Origin of the sequence: Alkalibaculum sporogenes (genome assembly GCF_009362815.1) — a bacterium.
Lineage (GTDB): Bacteria > Bacillota > Clostridia > Eubacteriales > Alkalibacteraceae > Alkalibaculum_A > Alkalibaculum_A sporogenes.
This window is the reverse complement of the sequence record NZ_WHNX01000012.1, coordinates 31,184-49,449: the sequence shown is the minus strand read 5'-3', so window position 1 is coordinate 49,449 and position 18,266 is coordinate 31,184. Positions and strand designations below refer to the sequence as shown.

Genomic DNA, 18,266 nt, shown 5'->3' with positions numbered 1-18,266 from the left:
TAAACATAGAAAGTAGCCAGTTAGAGGATTCTCATACTGGCTACTTAGTTTTTTTAAATTAAAGAATTAATAAATGCAGACAACATAAAAACAACAGCAGATATAGTTGTTGCTCTCTCTAATATAGCTTCATAACCTGTAGCTCTTTTTTTCCCAAACAAACTTTCTGCGCCACCTGCAATTGTACCTGATAGACCTGCGCTTTTTCCCGATTGTAGTAAAATGCTAGCAATTAGAACAATGCTAGATATGACAAGTAAAACAATTAATATAGTTTTCATTTTCGCACCTCTTATTAATAAATGATTAACAAAAATATTGTATCACAGTATATATCTAATATCAAATAATATTGTTAAGTGTTTCTCTATATATCGTTTTTATAAGAAACAAAAGACTTACTTTATCAATATTTTCTGGTTTTTGAATAATCGTTCATAGCCTACATCCAGATATTTGACTCATTGCATTGCCTTCACATATTTAAAAACCTCTATCTTAAATTAAGATAGAGGATAATCAGGGTGTTCAATTATCTTTTTAAGTTATAAAATGTATCAATTCCATCGTATTTTGATGCTTCCCATAGCTCATCTTCAATTCTAAGCAATTGATTGTATTTCACTACTCTATCTGTTCTAGATGGAGCACCAGTTTTAATTTGTCCTGCATTTACAGCAACTACTAAATCAGCAATAGTAGTATCTTCAGTTTCGCCTGATCTATGTGAAATAACAGCAGTGTAACCAGCTCTCTTAGCCATCTCTATAGCATCTAATGTTTCAGTTAGAGTACCTATTTGATTTACTTTTATTAGTATTGAGTTAGCTATATTTAAATCTATACCTCTTTTTAATCTTTCTGTATTTGTAACAAAAAGATCATCGCCTACTAATTGTACTTTATTTCCCAATCTATCACTTAATACTTTCCAACCATCCCAATCTTCTTCTGATAAACCATCTTCAATTGAAATAATTGGATACTTAGTTATTAATTCTTCATAGTATGCTACCATTTCTTCAGAAGTTCTAACTACTCCTTCTCCAATAAAATGATACTTACCATCTTCTTTATACATTTCTGTAGCAGCAACATCCATTGCTAAGAATATATCTTCGCCTGGTTTATAACCTGCTTTTGCTATTGCTTCTATAATAACTTCAAGTGCTTCTTCGTTTGATGATAAATTAGGCGCGAAACCACCTTCATCACCAACAGCTGTGCTTAAACCTTTCGATCCAAGTACTTTTTTAAGATTATGGAATACTTCAGCACACATTTGTAGTGCTTGTTTAAATGATGTAGCTCCAACTGGCATAACCATAAACTCTTGAATATCTACATTATTATCTGCATGTTCTCCACCATTTATGATATTCATCATAGGTACAGGCAATGTCTTGGCATTTACTCCTCCAAGATATTGGTATAGAGATAAACCACATGCTTCTGCTGCTGCTCTAGCTACTGCTAAAGATACTCCAAGTATTGCATTTGCTCCTAAATTGCTTTTATTTTCAGTTCCATCAAGTTCGATCATTAAATTATCAATTCCTACTTGATCTGTTGCATCCATTCCAATTACCTGTGCTGCTATTATCTCATTGACATTTTCTACAGCCTTAGATACTCCCTTGCCAAGATATCTAGTATTGTCTCCATCTCTTAATTCAACAGCTTCAAAAGCACCTGTAGAAGCCCCTGACGGTACTGCCGCTCTACCAAATGCGCCACTTTCTAGTACTACTTCTACCTCTACTGTTGGATTACCTCTCGAGTCTAGTATTTCTCTTGCATACACATCATTAATAATTGTCATTTAAATTCTCCTTTCAAAATCATTACTTATTTGTCCGCATTAACACGCAGTATTTCACTTTATTATTGATACACCAGTCATTTCCAGTGGTTTACCTATATTTAATATATCTAAGATTGTAGGTGCTAGATCTGCAAGTTTTCCATCAACAAGGCTTACATCATTTTTCCCAGCTAAAATACATTTTACTTGATTAGTAGTATGTGCAGTAAAAGGCTTGTCATCAGTTATTTCTAACATTTGCTCTGCATTACCATGATCTGCTGTTATTAAAGCGCATCCACCTTTTTTTTCAATAGCTGCGACTACCTTACCTAAGCATTCATCCACTGTCTCTACAGCCTTTACCGCAGCTTCAAATATACCTGTATGCCCAACCATATCACAGTTCGCAAAGTTTAAAACTATTAATGAGTAATCTTTTTCACTTATGGCTTTAACAGCTCTCTGGGCAACTTCATAAGCACTCATCTCAGGTTTTAAGTCATAGGTTACTACTTGCGGTGATGGAACTAATATCCTATCTTCACCTACATACTCTTTCTCTTCTCCTCCATTAAAAAAGTATGTCACATGTGCATACTTTTCAGTTTCTGCAATTCTAAGTTGAGTTAAACCATGTTCACTTATAACTTGACCTAGTGTATGAGTTATAGTCTGTGGTTTATATGCAACATGCACTTGATCTAATGTGGTGTCATATTGAGTCAAAGATACAAAATGTAAGGGTTGGTATCCTTTTTTTCTAACAAAAGAGTTAAAGTTTTGATCTGTTAGAACACGACTCATCTGTCTAGCTCTATCTGGTCTAAAGTTAAAAAATACCACTGAATCTTGTTCCTTTATTTGGCCTCTTTTATCATTTTTATCACCAATAATTGTAGGTAGTACAAACTCATCGTTAATTTGATCTTTGTACGAATCTCTTACAGCTTCTAAAGCTGTATTTGCGAATTTACCAGTGTTATTTATCATAGCATCATACGCTAGTTTTACTCTTTCCCACCTGTTATCTCTATCCATGGCATAGTATCTACCTGAAACACTCGCAATAGCACCTACTCCTATTACTTTTATTTGCTCTTCTAATTGGATTATATAATTAATACCACTCGTAGGAGGGGTATCCCTACCATCTAAAAAACAGTGTATAAATACATTGTCCCTAACTCCTCTTTTCTTAATCATCTTGAGAAGAGCATACAAATGTTCAATATGGCTATGAACACCGCCATCAGATAGTAATCCCATTAAGTGTATAGAAGAATTATGGTTAATTGCATTGTCTATTGCATTGTTTAATTCAATATTATCGAAAAAATCACCATCAGATATGGATTTAGTAATCCGAGTTAACTCTTGATAAATTATTCTTCCTGCACCCAGATTAAGATGGCCTACCTCAGAATTACCCATCTGACCTTCTGGTAGTCCAACATCTAGTCCACTACAATTTAACATTGCATGTGGACTTTTTTCCCATAATCTATCTAAAACAGGAGTATTAGCAGCGCTTACTGCATTACCTCTAATATTATCTGAGTATCCATATCCATCTAAAATTATTAAGGCACTTAACAAATTCTAACCTCCTCTAGCTACAAGCTATTATTCCTAGTAAAATCCTATTTCCTAACTATTAGAAACACGCTTCGCGAGTTTCTAATAGAATTAGTATTTAACTAAGTTCTCAAAGTCTAATTTTAAGCTTGCTCCACCAACTAGCGCTCCATCAATATTAGGCATATTCATAAGTTCTTTTACATTACCATTGTTTACACTACCACCGTATTGTATTCTAATTACTTGTGCAACATCTGTTGAATATAGTTCAACAAAAGTTTCTCTAATCCATCCACACACTTCTTCAGCTTGTGCACTGGTTGCAGTAATGCCTGTCCCAATAGCCCATATTGGCTCATATGCTACTATTACTTTTTTAGCATCTTCGGTGTTGACATTTTTAAATGCAGATATAACTTGCTTTGTAACTATATCCTTTTGAATACCCTTTTCTCGTTGTTCTAAGCTCTCTCCTACGCAAATAATTGGGATAAGTCCTAATTTTAATGATTTAATCAACTTTTTATTTACCGTCTCATCCGTCTCATTAAAATACTGTCTTCTTTCAGAATGTCCAATTATTACATATTCAACACCTAGTTCTGCTAGCATTTCTCCTGATACTTCCCCTGTGTAAGCTCCAGATGTTTCCCAGTGCATATTCTGCGCACCAACTTTAATATCAGTACCTTTGACTAATTCAACAGCTGTACTTAATGAAGTAAAAGGTGGGCATACCACCACTTCTACCTCAGTATCTTTTATTTTATCCCTTAGCTCAAATAAAAATTCTTTAGTTGCTTTTACATCATTATTTAATTTCCAATTCCCTGCTATAACTGATTTTCTCATAAAGTCTTCCTCCTTATACTTCTTCTAAAACCTCTATACCTGGCAATGGTTTTCCTTCTAGATAAGTTAATGAAGCGCCTCCACCTGTTGAGATATGACTCATCTTATCTACATAACCTAATTTTTTCACGGCTGCAGCTGAATCTCCACCACCAATAATCGTTGTAGCATCTGACTCTGCCATTGCTTTTGCTATTTCCAATGTACCTTTTGCAAAAGCATCAAATTCAAATACTCCTACTGGTCCATTCCATATTGTGGTTTTAGCATTTCTGACTGTTTCACTAAAAGCTACTCTGCTTTTTTCACCAATATCAAGTCCCATGTAATCTGATGGAATAGAATCTGAACTAACAGTTTTGTAATCTGCATTAGCATCAAATTCCTTAGTAACCACTATATCAACTGGTAGTAATAACTCTACACCTTTTTCTCTTGCCTTGTCCATTAATTCTTTAGCTAGGTCAATTTTATCTTTTTCTAATAAAGAAGTTCCTATTTCATATCCTTGAGCCTTCAAAAATGTATAAGCCATTCCTCCACCAATAATTAAAGTATCTACTTTATCAATAAGATTATTAATTACTCCAATTTTATCTGATACTTTTGCTCCGCCGAGGATAGCTACAAAAGGCCGTTCTGGATTTTCTAGTGCATTACCCATAATTCTAAGTTCTTTTTCGATTAAAAGTCCAGAAACTGCAGGTAAAAATTCAGCTACTCCTGCTGTAGAAGCATGAGCTCTATGAACTGCTCCAAAAGCATCATTTACGAATATATCACCGAGGGAAGCCAGTTCTCTAGAGAATTGTTTGTCATTTTCTTCTTCTTCTTTTCTAAATCGAGTGTTTTCTAATAAAACAACATCTCCATCGTTCATCTTAGAAACTATATCTTTTGTTTTATCTCCTACAACTGCATCATCACCAGTAAAAACTACTGTTTTATCTAGTAATTTCGATAGCTCATCTGCTACTGGTTTAAGTGTGAATTTAGGGTTTGGTTCATTTTTTGGCCGTCCAAGGTGGGACATCAAAATTAATTTTCCACCTTCTTGAAGAATGTATTCAATAGTAGGTAGTGCTCCTAATATTCTAGCATTGTCTGTAATTTCTTTTTCATTGTTAAAAGGCACATTAAAATCAACCCTCATCAATACTTTCTTTCCTTTAAGATTAACGTCTTTAATGCTTTTCTTAGCCATCCAATTTCCTCCTATTCTTTAGTATCCTAATTCAGAATACAATAATAATAATTTTATATCAAGAAAAAAGGGAAGGGTTTACCCTTCCCTTAATATTTATTTAATAATAGAACCAAAATACTTTGTTAATCTAACTAATTGAGAAGTGTAAGACATTTCATTATCGTACCAAGAAACTATTTTCACTAATTGTTCTCCATCAGTTTCTAATATTTTAGTAAGCGTTCCATCAAATAATGAACCATATTTTATTCCAATTACATCTGAAGATACTATTTGATCTGTAGTATAACCTAAAGTTTCATTAGCTCCTTCTTTTATTGCTGCATTAATTTCGTCTACTGTTGCTTGTTTTTCTAATTTCAGTGTTAAATCTACCAAAGAACCTGTTGTAACAGGAACTCTCATAGCTCCTCCATCTAATTTCCCAACTAACTCTGGTAATACCTTGCCAACTGCCGCTGCTGCTCCTGTACTAGTAGGTACAATATTTGCTGCTGCTGCTCTACCTCTTCTTAAATCCTTATGTGGACCATCTAATGTAGCTTGATCGTTAGTATATGCATGTATAGTAGTCATTAATCCACTTTTAATTCCAAAATTATCATTTAATATTTTGGCTACTGGAGCTAAGCAGTTAGTAGTACATGATGCACCACTTATTACTGTTTCAGTACCATCTAAGCTATCATGGTTTACGTTATAAACTATTGTTTTTACATCACCACTTGCAGGTGCTGATATAATAACTTTTTTTGCACCAGCTTTAATATGTTTTTCTGCTCCATCTTTAGAAGCAAAGAATCCTGTAGATTCAATAACAACATCTACGCCTAGATCTCCCCATGGTAAATTCTCTGGATCTCTTTGAGCAAGAATTTTAATTTCTTTACCATCTACTACGATAGCACCTTCTTTTGCTTCAATTTCTTTCTCAAACTTACCTTGAGATGTATCATACTTTAAAAGGTAAGCTAATGATTTAGCATCTGTTAAATCATTAATAGCTACGATATCGAAATTCGAATCTCCAAACATTAATCTGAACGTAAGACGTCCAATCCTTCCAAAACCATTAATTGCAACTTTTACCGCCATTATAATTCCTCCTAATTTTTTAAAATTTCCATAGCTGCACATTCATCAGTAAATAGAACTAGATCATTTCTGATTTTACATGTAGCCTGTATTGCTTGTGATTTATCTTTTCCCCCAGCTATTGCCACGATATTTGGTATCCTTAGATACTCTTCTAAGCTAATACCTACGCTACTTGATGGACAAACAATATCCCCTTCAGAATTAAAAAAATGTCCAAAAGTTTCAGCTACCGCTTTTTCATTCATTAATTTGTTTACTTTTTCTTGGGGTAAATGCCTCCATTTTGCCATTACATCTGCTCTACCAATACCAAAAACTAGTATGTCTATATCATGATATTTGTCAAACACTTCCTTTATTTCTGGTGATTCCTTTAGTACATCTAGTATTTCTTTATCTATGTTATCTGGCAAATGCAACATTTCTGGTTGAGCATGCAACCTATCTGCTAGAGTTGCTACAATGCTATTTGCTTGTGTAGAATGACTCTTGCCTATCCCACCTCGTGCTGGTAATACAGTAACACTTGGAACATTCATTTCAGGAATATTTCTTGCTACTGCTGCTACACTGCTACCACCAGTGATTGCCATTACAGAGTTATGTTTAACAATCTTGGAAATATAATTTCCAGCTGATTGACCCATAAATTCTAAAATGATATGGTTTTTCTGACTATCACCAGGTATAATAAATACTTTTTTTATAGACAGCTTGCTTTTTACTTTTTCCACAAGGTCTTCAAGATTTTTATAGCTATATATGACTTCTTTCAATCGAACAAGAATTTCTTCGCCTCTTTCAGTTAAGTGAATTCCTTGTCTTTCAACTTCAACAAAATTTTGTATTTGCAAAAATTCTATTTCATTTCTGACTTGTCTCTCACTTAAAGATAGCTCACTTGCAAGATTTCTTCTTCCTACCGGTTGATTAGCTTTAATAAATAGCAATAAATCATATCTAAGTTCCATCAAATCAATTACCTCTGGGATAATTTTTTTCTGAATACTTATAAAATCTTTACTTTCCACATAATCATCCTCCGATATTACTAATTTCCAAAATTCATATATTCTATTCAATAACTTAGTGGGTTTTATTTGACCCACCGGGTCGTTAAGTACATTATAATACCTCTACATAGAAATATCAACATAAAAATAAATATAATTGCATTTTACAACATATATTTGAGCATATATTCAAAATTTGATATTGGGATTTGTTGCATACTTTTATTCATTTGTGTTATACTTTATATGGTTTAATGCTTATAAGTGTATTATAATGTTTCAATTGTAGTACACAACTATTGAGGGGAGTCGATATAAATGACAATTCGAGTTGCAATAAATGGTTTTGGACGTATTGGAAGAAATTTTTTAAGAATCCTACATGAAAAAAATATAGAGGATGTTGAAGTAGTATTAATAAACCACTCTAAAGACTTAAATTTACTAGCTCATTTAATAAAATACGATTCATGTTATGGTAGATTTAATGGTACTGTAGAAATCGCTACAGATGCACTAGTAATCAATGGTCAAAAAATTGATGTCACTGCACAAAGAGATATTAATGAACTTCCATGGGCTGACTATAATATAGATATGGTTATAGAGGCTACAGGTAAATTTACTGAAAGAAAAAATGCCATAAAACATATAGAAAATGGCGTGAAAAAAGTTATTATAAGCGCTCCTGCAAAGGACGAAGATATAACTATAGTTATGGGTGTAAATGAATCAGAATACAAACCTGATAAACATCATATAATATCTAACGCTTCTTGCACAACTAATTGTCTTGCCCCTTTTAGTAAGGTTATAGATGAAAAGTTTGGGATTAAAAGAGGACTAATGACAACAATACATGCTTATACAAATGATCAACGACTTTTAGACGGTACACATTCCGATTTAAGGAGGTCAAGAGCTGCAACTGAATCTATCATTCCTACTTCAACTGGTGCAGCTCTAGCAATAGGTAAAGTTTTACCATCCTTGTCTGGATTAATTAATGGAAACTCTATGAGAGTACCCACTAGTGTAGTATCTGTTGTAGATATAGTATTCGATTTAGAAATACCTACTTGCACAAAAGAGATTAACGCTGTACTAGAAGAGGCATCGAAGTCTACTTTAAAAGGTATACTTGATTTTTCAAATGAACCATTAGTATCTATAGATTATAAAAGAGATCCTCACTCTTCAATAATAGACGGACTTTCTACTATGATGATAGGTAGCAACATGGTGAAACTCGTCTCTTGGTACGACAATGAGTGGGGTTTCTCTAACAGAGTAGTAGACTTAGCAAGGTACATAGCACGTAGCATGTAAACAAACATATTATAATAGAGCTTACTTATATCAGACAAAAAAATATGGGCTAAGGATTAGCTTTGCCACTATTCCTCTGGCTCATATCTTTATCTAGCTTCTTTATTCCCTACTTTTTTATTTATCTATTAGCCTTATAGGAGCTATTGACCACTTACTAGTGATTTTTCAAATTCATCATAGGTAATTTCATCAAATGGTACTCTAATTTCATTTTTTATAATAAATTCTCTATATTCATTTGCAACTTGTATCACTTCTGGCAAGATATTATTTGATTTGTCACTAAACTCAATTACTTCCTCTTTTAAACCTAATTCTACTTTACCTGCAGTAAAGTTACCTTCAACTATTGACTTCACCATAGTGTAAGCAGTAGTATCTAGTCTTTTTATCATTGACCCTAGAATAGTTTCAGTGTCTACTATTGGTAGATCTTCTTGGGAATTTATCACCCAGAAATCATTCTCTGATCCAGCCTCAATCACTCCTAATCCACTCCAGCCTGCAACATGATAAATAATATCTGCGCCTATTTCATATTGCCTCGCAGCAGTATTTTTTCCTAAAGATATCTCGTCAAAAGCTTCTATGTATTCTACTAAGACTTCAGCATTTTGATTTACAGATTTTACACCTGCTCTAAATCCATACTCATATTTCTCAGTAATATCTGTTTTAACTCCTCCAACAAACCCGATAATATTTGATTTAGTTGTAAGTCCTGCTATTACACCTAATAAAAATGACCCTTCTTGTTCTTTATATGTAACAGAAGCAATATTGCTTTGATCTATGCTTTCATCTATTGTGACATAATTTTGTTCTGGAAATGTTGCAGACACATCAGCTACTGCCGATGCCATAGGTAAACCTACTGTAATAATCAAGTCATAATTCTCTCTAGATTGTTCAGCTATATTTTGTGTGTAACTATCTATAGTTTCTGATTCCACAACATTTATAACTACGTCAAACTCTTCTTCAGCCCTTTTTAACCCTTCATAGACAGTATCATTAGAAGACTTATCGCCTAATCCAGCAATATCAGTAATGAACACAATATTTTTTTCACCTCTACTCGATGCATTACATCCAACTAATGAAGCGGCTAAGTATATGGTTATTAACAAAACAAATATCTTTTTATGCAAAATTTCACTCCTCATTCACGTTCTTACGTTGTTATATAATCCTTATTTTACGGTCAACATAATACTACCCTAGTACTGTATAATTTAGTTCATACATAATATGACTAAAAAAACTATAGTACTAGGGAGTAATTTTAGAAATTAGTGGTTCTGATTTAAGTCAGCTATATATTTCTCAGCACTAATTGCTGCTATAGCTCCGTCCGACGCAGCTGTTATTATTTGCTTTAGCATCTTATTTCTAACATCTCCTGCTACAAATATTCCTGGTATGCTAGTGTGCATATTTTCATCTGAAATAATATTTCCTTTATCATCTAACTTTACTATTTCTTTAAACTCATCGGAATTAGGTTTATATCCTATGAAAACAAATACACCGTCAGTTTGAAGTTCTGTTATTTCATTTGTTTTAATATTCCTTACTAAGATGGCTTTAACTATACCATCACCTTTTATTTCTTCTACCGTACTGTCCCATATAAATTCCATTTTAGGATTTGCAAAAGCTCTCTCTTGTAATGATTTTGCAGCTCTAAGTTCGTCTCTTCTGTGAATTAACGTAACCTTATTTGCAAATTTAGTTAAATATATACCTTCATCTACAGCAGAATCACCACCGCCAACAACTACAACATTTAAACCTCTAAAAAAGTTAGCATCACATGTTGCACAGTATGAAACACCTAATCCTGTAAACTCTTGTTCTCCCTTACAACCAATATATTGAGAGTGAGAACCTGTTGCAATAATAACTGATTTACATTCGTAATAACCTTTATCTGTGGTAACTTGAAAAATATTGTCCTTCTTGGTCAATGATTTATACTTTTCGGCTTTTATCTCTGACCCAAATTCCAATGCTTGATCTTTCATCCTCGTCACTATGTCTATAGCATTACTACTAATCGAGCCTAGGTAGTTTTCAACTTCGCTAGTAGAGGTTATCTGACCACCTACTGCGGCTTGTTCTAATACTAAGGTTTTTAACATAGCTCTAGATGAATAAAGTGCTGCCGACAACCCAGCTGGGCCACCTCCAACTATTATCGTATCATATTCATGCATAATTTAACCTCCATAAAATTAGTCTAATATATACTCTGCAATATTAGTAGCATGATCTCCTACTCGTTCTAAATTACCTATAATATCTAAAAATATTACGCCAGAAGCAGGCTTACATACCTCTTTATTTAACCTATTTATATGGCTATGTCTTAGATGCAATTCCATATTATCAATATCTTCTTCTCTTTTAATACATTTTATAGCAATTTCTCGATCTTTATTCTTTAGCCCATTAATTACATCTTGTGTAACTTCTACTACAGTATTCATCATAACTTTCAATTCATCTACTGCAGTATTACTAAAGCTAACTTTGTTGTCGATACGATATTGTGCAAGTTCAGCTAGGTTCTCAGCATGATCACCAATTCTTTCAATATCATGAATGCTATGAAATAAATTCATTACATTTTTATGTTCCTTATCAGCTAAATTCCCTTTTGAAAGGAGGACTAAGTATTGAGTAATGTCCCTTTCAAAATCATTAATCAATTTTTCTCTAACAAAGACCTTTTCAATTAGCATTTCATCTTTATTCAATAAGGCATCAATAGATTGTTTTAAATTTTTTATGGATAAGTTGCCCATTCTGACAACTTCTATCATTACCTGTCCAATAGCAATAGAAGGGTTTTCTAACATTCTCTCATCTAATTTAACTTTACATTCTTCTTCATTGATTTTTTCAGGTAAAATCCTGTCTATGAACTTTACTACAGGATTTAAAATAGGTAATAACACAACCATATTTGCTATATTAAACAAAGTGTGGAAGTTCGCAATTTCTCTCGTCACATCTGTCACTCTCTGCCCATCCACTATTCTATAGCCTGATATGCTAACGATGAAGTTATATATCGGATTATTACCATTAGTTGCAATGTTTATCATTGCAAGTACTACCATTACCCAGAGAGCACCGAAAATGTTTACGAATAAATGTATTAATGCAGCTTTCTTTGCAGTTATACTTGTCCCTATACTTGATAACATAGCCGTTACACAAGTTCCAATATTCATACCTAATAGCATAGGAATAATTATAGCTATTGCGTTAGCTCCTGTTAAATTATCAAAAGCTCCTGATATAGCTACTGCTTGAAGCAAACCAATTGTAGCACTACTACTTTGAACCATAACAGTAATTACTAGACCTGCAAGGAGCCCTAATAACGGATTCTTACCAAATGTCACTAAAACATCTATAAAAACTGGATGATCTCTTAGTGGACGCAGTACATCAGACATTGTACTTATACCCATAAATAATATACCAAATCCTAATACTATATTCCCAATTTGACGATTTTTCTTTTTCTTTGAGAAAAGAGCCATGCATACGCCAACACCTATAAATATGGGTGCGAAGTGAGCAACATCGAAGGCTATCATCTGTGCGGTTATGGTTGTACCAATATTTGCACCAATTATAACACCGGCAGCTTGAAATAAATTCATTAGCCCTGCATTAACAAATCCAATTATCATAACAGTGGTGGTACTAGAACTTTGTACCATTACCGTTACAATAGTCCCTACAAAAATAGCCATAATTCTATTATTTGTAAGAATTTCCAAAAGACGTTTCATACGATCTCCAGCTACTGCTTTAAGACCATCTGACATTATATGCATTCCATAAATAAAAAGTCCTAATCCTCCGATCAGACCAATTATCATATCAACAGACATTAACTAACCTCCAAGATAATTTTTCTTATCCATAATTTTTCCTTATCTATAATAACAAATATTACGACATAATAAAACAAAATTAACATAAATATAACATTAGCACTGAGGTTTTACATGAATAAATGGCATGACGCTTAATACCGTGTTTTCATATTAAAATATGAGCCTAAACTTATTATACACTCCATATAACTCTACCCTATAGTATATTTGTATAGAGTACATCACACCATATTCGGAAAACTATTTTGCCTTAATGCCTCATATAACACTATATTCACAGAATTTGATAAATTTAAAGATCTTGCTTTAGGATTATCCACCATTGGTATTTTAAACCTTTGATCTTTAAATTTCTCATGAATGATCTGAGGTAAACCTGCTGTTTCTTTGCCAAATACTAAAAAACATTCTTGGGGATATTCAATTTCAGAATAAATACTATTACTTTTAGTAGTTAAAAAGAACAAGCTTTCTACACCATACTTTTCTAAAAAGTCCTCAAAACTTTCGTGAACTTCTTTTTCTAACATATCCCAATAATCTAGCCCAGCTCTTTTTAAATATTTATCATCTAATGAAAAACCTAAAGGCTTAATTAAGTGTAATTTACTTCCTGTAATAGCACAAGTTCTAGCAATATTCCCAGTATTTTGAGGTATTTCAGGTTCAAAAAGCACAACATGAATCATCTCTTCACCACAATATTGTAAATCTTGCCAGGCACATATATCTCTTTCACAATTGTTTTCCCGTCTATATGGCTTATTATGTTAGGGTCTGACATAGCTATTTTATTTGCTTCTTCTTGAGAACAATCTATAGGAATAGTTATTTTACTTCTTACTTTTCCATTAATTTGTACAGCCATCTCTATAACCGATTCTATAGTTTTAGCTTCTTCATATACAGGCCAAGAATTTTCGTTAAGCATACCTTCAAAGCCCATAATCGTCCACAATTCTTCGGTCATATGAGGTGCAATTGGATTTAGCAGTAGTATAAATGTTTTAAATTCAGCTTTGTTTATATTTCCCTTACTATTAAATTCATTGAGCATAGTCATCATTGCAGCTATAGCTGTATTAAACTTTAAAACTTCATAATCTTCATGGACTTTCTTAATTGTCTTATGGATTAACACTTCATTGTCTTTACTGTATTCCTGCCCTTCAGTTACCATATCTTGCAGCTTCCAAACTCTATCTAAAAATCTTTTGCAGCCTTTTACACCATTATCAGACCAAGTTGCTGGTTTTTCATAATCACCAATAAACATAATATAAGTTCTAAGGGTATCTGCACCATACTCTTTGATTATGTCACGAGGATTAATCACATTACCTCTTGATTTAGACATCTTCTCTCCATCAGGCCCCAAGATCAGACCTTGAGCTGTTCTTTTTGCATATGGTTCTTTCACATGAACAACACCTAAATCGTATAAAAATCTATGCCAAAACCTAGAATAAATTAAGTGTCTAGTAACATGTTCCATTCCACCATTATACCAGTCAACTTGCATCCAGTATTTTAGATGTTCCTCTGAAGCGAAGCTGTTCATATTGTGAGGATCAGTATATCTTAAGAAATACCAGCTAGATCCAGCCCATTGTGGCATAGTATCTGTCTCACGTTTAGCAGGACCTCCACAGGTTGGACAAGTTGTGTTTACCCATTCATCTATAGATGCTAGCGGTGACTCTCCATTATCTGTGGGCTTGTAGTTCTCTACAACAGGTAATTTAATGGGCAATTCATCTTCATTCACTCCCACAATACCACATTTTTCGCAGTGAACTACAGGTATAGGCTCTCCCCAATACCTTTGACGATTAAACGCCCAGTCTTTCATTTTATAATTTGTTGTTCTCATACCAATCTTTTGTTCTTCTATATAATTCATTATATTATCCTTTGCATCACTTACATTCAATCCATCTAATAATCCTGAATTAACTAGTATACCATTTTCTATATCTGTATAAGCTTCTTCTTGAACATTTCCACCTTGGATAACTTCTACTATTGGTAAATCAAATTTCTTTGCAAATTCCCAATCGCGAGTATCATGTCCAGGTACAGCCATAATAGCTCCTGTGCCATAGCCCATCATAACATAATCTGCTATCCACAAAGATACTTTTTGATTATTCAGTGGATTTACTACCTCTATCCCTTTAATTTGAACACCTGTTTTATCTTTTGCTAATTGTACACGTTCAAATTCTGTTTTCTTTTTAGCTTGTTCCTGATAATTCTTAATCTCCTCTAAATTTGTAATTCTAGACATCATTGACTCAATCAATGGATGTTCTGGAGCTATTACCATAAACGTTACTCCAAAGAGTGTATCCGGTCGAGTAGTAAATACTGATAATTTTTCACAAGAGTCTTCTATAGTAAAATCAACATGTGCACCATAAGATCTTCCTATCCAGTTTTCCTGTTCCAGCTTTATTCTTGGAAGAAAGTTAACTGTATCTATTCCCTCTAATAATTTGTCAGCGTAATTGCGTATCTTTAAAAACCAAACATCCTTTTCCATCTGAACAACTTCGCTACCACATCTATCACATATACCATCTTGAGATTCTTCATTAGCTAGAACTACCTTACACTCATTACAAAAGTTAACATATGTTTTATCTTTAAAGGCTAGTCCCTTTTCAAATAGCTTTAAAAATATCCACTGAGTCCAACGGTAATAATTTGGATCAGTAGTATCAACAGTTCTATCCCAATCAAAGGAATACCCTATTTCTTTTAGCTGATTTGTGAATACTTTAATGTTTTCATCAGTAACAGCTCTTGGATGTTTTCCAGTTTGAATTGCATAATTTTCTGTAGGCAAACCAAATGCATCCCAACCCATTGGAAAAAGAACATTATATCCTTCTAGTCTTCTTTTTCTAGAAATCACTTCCAAAGAAGTGTAAGCTCTAACATGTCCTACATGTAAGCCAACTCCTGAAGGATATGGAAATTCTACTAAACCATAAAATTTTGGTTTACAGGAAAAATCATGTGCTTTAAAAGTATCATTTTGCTCCCAAATTTCTTGCCATTTCTCCTCAATCTTTTTAAATGTATATACTGACATTTATTAAACCTCCCAGTTTCGAAAATAATACAAGCCTACTTGTTGCTTTTCTTATAGTAGTTAAATATTAGTTAATATAATTTGTTCGTTAAATTTTTCCCATAATATAAAAAACCGTCTCTTGCATAGCAAGGGACGGAAAAATCCGCGATACCACCCTAATTGACGATAAGTCCACTCAAAAATGAATAAAGGCATAACCCTACTAATATAAATAATGGTAAATTCAAACATATTCACAACTGATTTTCACCTACCATCAGCTCTCTAAATGATCCAATGCTTTACTACTCCACATTACTCTGCAATATTATTATAAATTACATTAATTTTCGTGTCAAATTAAATAAAGTGAAACTTTATTCAGTAGGGGTTTCTATCAAAACAAAAAACACATTCTTCCAAATAGGAAAGATGCGTTAATATGCGTACTGCTATTATTTATTATAACTTCTTACCATCACTCCATAATCTCTCAAGATTATAAAATTCTCTTTCTTCTTGGTGAAAAACATGTACTATTATATTATTAAAATCTAAGAGAATCCATCGTCCACCCTGTCTACCTTCTTTGTTAAGAATTGGGTATTCCATCTCTTTTGCTTGGATTTCAATAAAATCAGCAATTGCTTGTACATTTCTATCAGAAGAACCACTTGCAATTACAAATACCTCTGCTAACGAAGTTAGCTCACTAACATCGATAACCTCAGTATCAAAACCCTTTTTATCTTCAATCCAATCTTTTATTAAATTTGCAAATTCTTTTGTATTTAAATCCATAAAATCCTCCTTATTATTTCTTTGAAAGTAATATTGAATTTCTAGCTTCGATAGTTCTTGGATGTAGTAAAGAATGAATCGAAACGACATAATTTATTGTATTATCAATAGCTAAAACAATAGCCTCATCTAAATCATGAAGAGCTAGTTCTCGTACTGCTTCAATACCTGCATAATTTCTACCCACTTCTATGACATCTGATAAATATATTACCTTATCGAGTTTTGTCATATTAGCTCTAGCTGTCGTATGATAATGTATTGCATCCAGTATCTCTTCGTCGTTTATACCTAATTCTGTTTTGGCAACAAATTTACCTACAGGTCCATGCAATAATTGGGGTTCCGAAAGGGTTACTAAATCTAAATCCATATTTTCGTTTTTGGCAATACTTACGAGTGTTTGAATTTCGAATTCTTTAGCACAATCATGGGAAATAGCAGCAATTTTTGTTTTTTCTATATCGCAACCAAACCTATAAGCCAATGAAACAGCGCTATCTACGACCCCTAAAGAATGTCGATACCTACGTTCAGATAACCGCAATCTAATATCAGCTTCTATAATATCGTACTCCATCAAAACACCCCCATGAAATCAATAACACATACTAACAGCTGGTAATCCTTTCATCGGTATAATCCACAATCTAAAATATATTCTTCCACTTTCTCTGGAAGTAAGTACTTAATAGAATACCCATGTTTAACCCTAGATCTAATTTCTGAAGATGAGATATCCATTTCTGGAGTATATAGTTTAAGAATTTTAGTATTGTATAATTCTTTTAATTCTGTAATCCTATTATCCAGCTGTTCTTGATCACAACCTGGCCTAAAGGTTGTTACTATTTTGAGTTTTTTCAGTACTTCTTCAGCATCTTTCCATTTATCTATCTCAAAAATAATATCAGCACCAGATATAAAGTAAATATCAGTTTCGGTATAAAGCTGTTCTAGTTCCTTTATCGTATCAACGGTATAAGTATATCCTTCTCTATTTATCTCTATTAGTGAAAGACTAAAAAAAGGATTATTCTCTATTGCAAGTTCTATCATGTTCAATCTATGGCTTGCATCAATATTAACCTCTGCAAACTTATGAGGATTTACTCCCGTAGGAATAAACATAATCTCATCTAATCCAAGTCTATCTTTAGCTGATTCAGCTAATAACAAATGTCCAAAATGGATGGGATTAAAAGTTCCTCCCAGTATACCAATTTTTTTAGTGTCCTTACCTCCCACTTGTCATTCTCCTTGTCTGCCCTTTCTCTTCACCTTTGGAAATTCAATTACTGGATTAGTATGATTATATTTATATAATACAAACTTATTCCCAATAACACAAATTATTTCTGAACTAGTAGAGATTGCAAGACTTTCAGCAACGCTTTGAACATCTTCTATTGAATTTTGCTGAACTTTCCCTTTTACTATTTCTCTACTTTTCAACGCATCTTTTGTTTGGACAATTAAATTTGGTGTTATTCCTTCTTTGCCCACATGGATGATATCAGGTATATCATGAGCCATACTTCTTAAAAAACTCCTATGTTTACTGTTTAGCATATTT

The 18,266-nt window shown here is 33.1% G+C and carries 17 protein-coding genes and 1 other annotated feature; of the genes, 1 reads left to right on the top strand and 16 read right to left on the bottom strand.

What is annotated here, in order from left to right:
• Window positions 1–53: 53 nt before the first annotated feature.
• The 7 genes from secG to GC105_RS09010 all read right to left on the bottom strand — a co-directional run bounded on the left by secG (window position 54) and on the right by GC105_RS09010 (window position 7,573).
• A complete protein-coding gene (gene secG, locus GC105_RS09040) occupies window positions 54–281 on the bottom strand; it encodes a preprotein translocase subunit SecG (protein WP_152803902.1) in 228 nt (75 codons plus the stop codon).
• A 251-nt stretch (window positions 282–532) separates the two neighbouring features.
• Complete coding sequence (eno, locus tag GC105_RS09035) at window positions 533–1,822, bottom strand: phosphopyruvate hydratase (protein WP_152803900.1); 1,290 nt, start codon at window positions 1,820–1,822, stop codon at window positions 533–535.
• Window positions 1,823–1,876: 54 nt separating this feature from the next.
• Window positions 1,877–3,403: a 2,3-bisphosphoglycerate-independent phosphoglycerate mutase gene (gene gpmI, locus GC105_RS09030; protein WP_152803898.1), complete on the bottom strand. Its 1,527-nt coding sequence runs from the start codon at window positions 3,401–3,403 to the stop codon at window positions 1,877–1,879.
• A 90-nt stretch (window positions 3,404–3,493) separates the two neighbouring features.
• On the bottom strand, window positions 3,494–4,237 hold the full coding sequence (gene tpiA, locus GC105_RS09025; RefSeq protein WP_152803896.1) for a triose-phosphate isomerase: 744 nt from the start codon (window positions 4,235–4,237) through the stop codon (window positions 3,494–3,496).
• A 13-nt stretch (window positions 4,238–4,250) separates the two neighbouring features.
• Entirely contained in the window at window positions 4,251–5,441 is a 1,191-nt protein-coding gene (locus GC105_RS09020) for a phosphoglycerate kinase (protein ID WP_152803894.1), read from the bottom strand.
• 96 nt (window positions 5,442–5,537) lie between these two features.
• Window positions 5,538–6,539: a type I glyceraldehyde-3-phosphate dehydrogenase gene (gene gap, locus GC105_RS09015; RefSeq protein WP_152803892.1), complete on the bottom strand. Its 1,002-nt coding sequence runs from the start codon at window positions 6,537–6,539 to the stop codon at window positions 5,538–5,540.
• A gap of 11 nt (window positions 6,540–6,550) precedes the next feature.
• Complete coding sequence (locus GC105_RS09010) at window positions 6,551–7,573, bottom strand: sugar-binding domain-containing protein (protein WP_152803890.1); 1,023 nt, start codon at window positions 7,571–7,573, stop codon at window positions 6,551–6,553.
• A 300-nt stretch (window positions 7,574–7,873) separates the two neighbouring features.
• On the opposite strand from GC105_RS09010, the gene gap (GC105_RS09005) reads away from it, so the two are divergent.
• Window positions 7,874–8,884 (top strand): type I glyceraldehyde-3-phosphate dehydrogenase, encoded by a 1,011-nt coding sequence (gene gap / locus GC105_RS09005; protein ID WP_152803888.1) that lies wholly within the window; start codon window positions 7,874–7,876, stop codon window positions 8,882–8,884.
• A gap of 143 nt (window positions 8,885–9,027) precedes the next feature.
• Here gap (GC105_RS09005) and GC105_RS09000 read toward each other — a convergent pair whose 3' ends face one another.
• From GC105_RS09000 to GC105_RS08960, 9 genes are all read right to left on the bottom strand, one after another.
• The gene (locus GC105_RS09000; protein WP_193708347.1) at window positions 9,028–10,038 is read right to left on the bottom strand and encodes a BMP family lipoprotein; all 1,011 of its coding nucleotides are present in this window, start codon (window positions 10,036–10,038) and stop codon (window positions 9,028–9,030) included.
• A 141-nt stretch (window positions 10,039–10,179) separates the two neighbouring features.
• Window positions 10,180–11,106 (bottom strand): thioredoxin-disulfide reductase, encoded by a 927-nt coding sequence (gene trxB / locus GC105_RS08995; RefSeq protein ID WP_152803885.1) that lies wholly within the window; start codon window positions 11,104–11,106, stop codon window positions 10,180–10,182.
• An 18-nt stretch (window positions 11,107–11,124) separates the two neighbouring features.
• Window positions 11,125–12,801 carry a Na/Pi cotransporter family protein gene (locus GC105_RS08990; protein WP_152803883.1) on the bottom strand — a complete coding sequence of 559 codons (1,677 nt, stop codon included), beginning with the start codon at window positions 12,799–12,801 and terminating at the stop codon, window positions 11,125–11,127.
• 227 nt (window positions 12,802–13,028) lie between these two features.
• On the bottom strand, window positions 13,029–13,496 hold the full coding sequence (gene trmL / locus GC105_RS08985) for a tRNA (uridine(34)/cytosine(34)/5-carboxymethylaminomethyluridine(34)-2'-O)-methyltransferase TrmL (protein WP_152803881.1): 468 nt from the start codon (window positions 13,494–13,496) through the stop codon (window positions 13,029–13,031).
• Window positions 13,493–15,907 (bottom strand): leucine--tRNA ligase, encoded by a 2,415-nt coding sequence (gene leuS / locus GC105_RS08980; RefSeq protein WP_152803879.1) that lies wholly within the window; start codon window positions 15,905–15,907, stop codon window positions 13,493–13,495. Before leuS ends, trmL begins: the two co-directional genes overlap by 4 nt.
• A gap of 128 nt (window positions 15,908–16,035) precedes the next feature.
• Window positions 16,036–16,211: a binding site (T-box leader), on the bottom strand.
• A 140-nt stretch (window positions 16,212–16,351) separates the two neighbouring features.
• Window positions 16,352–16,690 (bottom strand): ribosome silencing factor, encoded by a 339-nt coding sequence (gene rsfS, locus GC105_RS08975; RefSeq protein ID WP_152803877.1) that lies wholly within the window; start codon window positions 16,688–16,690, stop codon window positions 16,352–16,354.
• A 13-nt stretch (window positions 16,691–16,703) separates the two neighbouring features.
• Window positions 16,704–17,270: a bis(5'-nucleosyl)-tetraphosphatase (symmetrical) YqeK gene (gene yqeK, locus GC105_RS08970; protein WP_152803866.1), complete on the bottom strand. Its 567-nt coding sequence runs from the start codon at window positions 17,268–17,270 to the stop codon at window positions 16,704–16,706.
• A gap of 50 nt (window positions 17,271–17,320) precedes the next feature.
• Window positions 17,321–17,938 (bottom strand): nicotinate-nucleotide adenylyltransferase, encoded by a 618-nt coding sequence (gene nadD / locus GC105_RS08965; protein ID WP_343030001.1) that lies wholly within the window; start codon window positions 17,936–17,938, stop codon window positions 17,321–17,323.
• A gap of 3 nt (window positions 17,939–17,941) precedes the next feature.
• Window positions 17,942–18,262, bottom strand: a complete 321-nt coding sequence (locus GC105_RS08960) for a YhbY family RNA-binding protein (RefSeq protein ID WP_152803864.1) — start codon at window positions 18,260–18,262, stop codon at window positions 17,942–17,944.
• Window positions 18,263–18,266 lie beyond the last annotated feature (4 nt).

Bases quoted from the DNA above. Each gene is read 5' to 3' on its own strand.
- leuS (WP_152803879.1), bottom strand. From the start codon at position 15,907: ATGTCAGTATATACATTTAAAAAGATTGAGGAGAAATGGCAAGAAATT.
- rsfS (WP_152803877.1), bottom strand. From the start codon at position 16,690: ATGGATTTAAATACAAAAGAATTTGCAAATTTAATAAAAGATTGGATT.
- GC105_RS08990 (WP_152803883.1), bottom strand. From the start codon at position 12,801: ATGTCTGTTGATATGATAATTGGTCTGATCGGAGGATTAGGACTTTTT.
- yqeK (WP_152803866.1), bottom strand. From the start codon at position 17,270: ATGGAGTACGATATTATAGAAGCTGATATTAGATTGCGGTTATCTGAA.
- trxB (WP_152803885.1), bottom strand. From the start codon at position 11,106: ATGCATGAATATGATACGATAATAGTTGGAGGTGGCCCAGCTGGGTTG.
- trmL (WP_152803881.1), bottom strand. From the start codon at position 13,496: ATGATTCATGTTGTGCTTTTTGAACCTGAAATACCTCAAAATACTGGG.
- gap (WP_152803888.1), top strand. From the start codon at position 7,874: ATGACAATTCGAGTTGCAATAAATGGTTTTGGACGTATTGGAAGAAAT.
- tpiA (WP_152803896.1), bottom strand. From the start codon at position 4,237: ATGAGAAAATCAGTTATAGCAGGGAATTGGAAATTAAATAATGATGTA.
- GC105_RS08960 (WP_152803864.1), bottom strand. From the start codon at position 18,262: ATGCTAAACAGTAAACATAGGAGTTTTTTAAGAAGTATGGCTCATGAT.
- eno (WP_152803900.1), bottom strand. From the start codon at position 1,822: ATGACAATTATTAATGATGTGTATGCAAGAGAAATACTAGACTCGAGA.
- GC105_RS09020 (WP_152803894.1), bottom strand. From the start codon at position 5,441: ATGGCTAAGAAAAGCATTAAAGACGTTAATCTTAAAGGAAAGAAAGTA.
- secG (WP_152803902.1), bottom strand. From the start codon at position 281: ATGAAAACTATATTAATTGTTTTACTTGTCATATCTAGCATTGTTCTA.
- gap (WP_152803892.1), bottom strand. From the start codon at position 6,539: ATGGCGGTAAAAGTTGCAATTAATGGTTTTGGAAGGATTGGACGTCTT.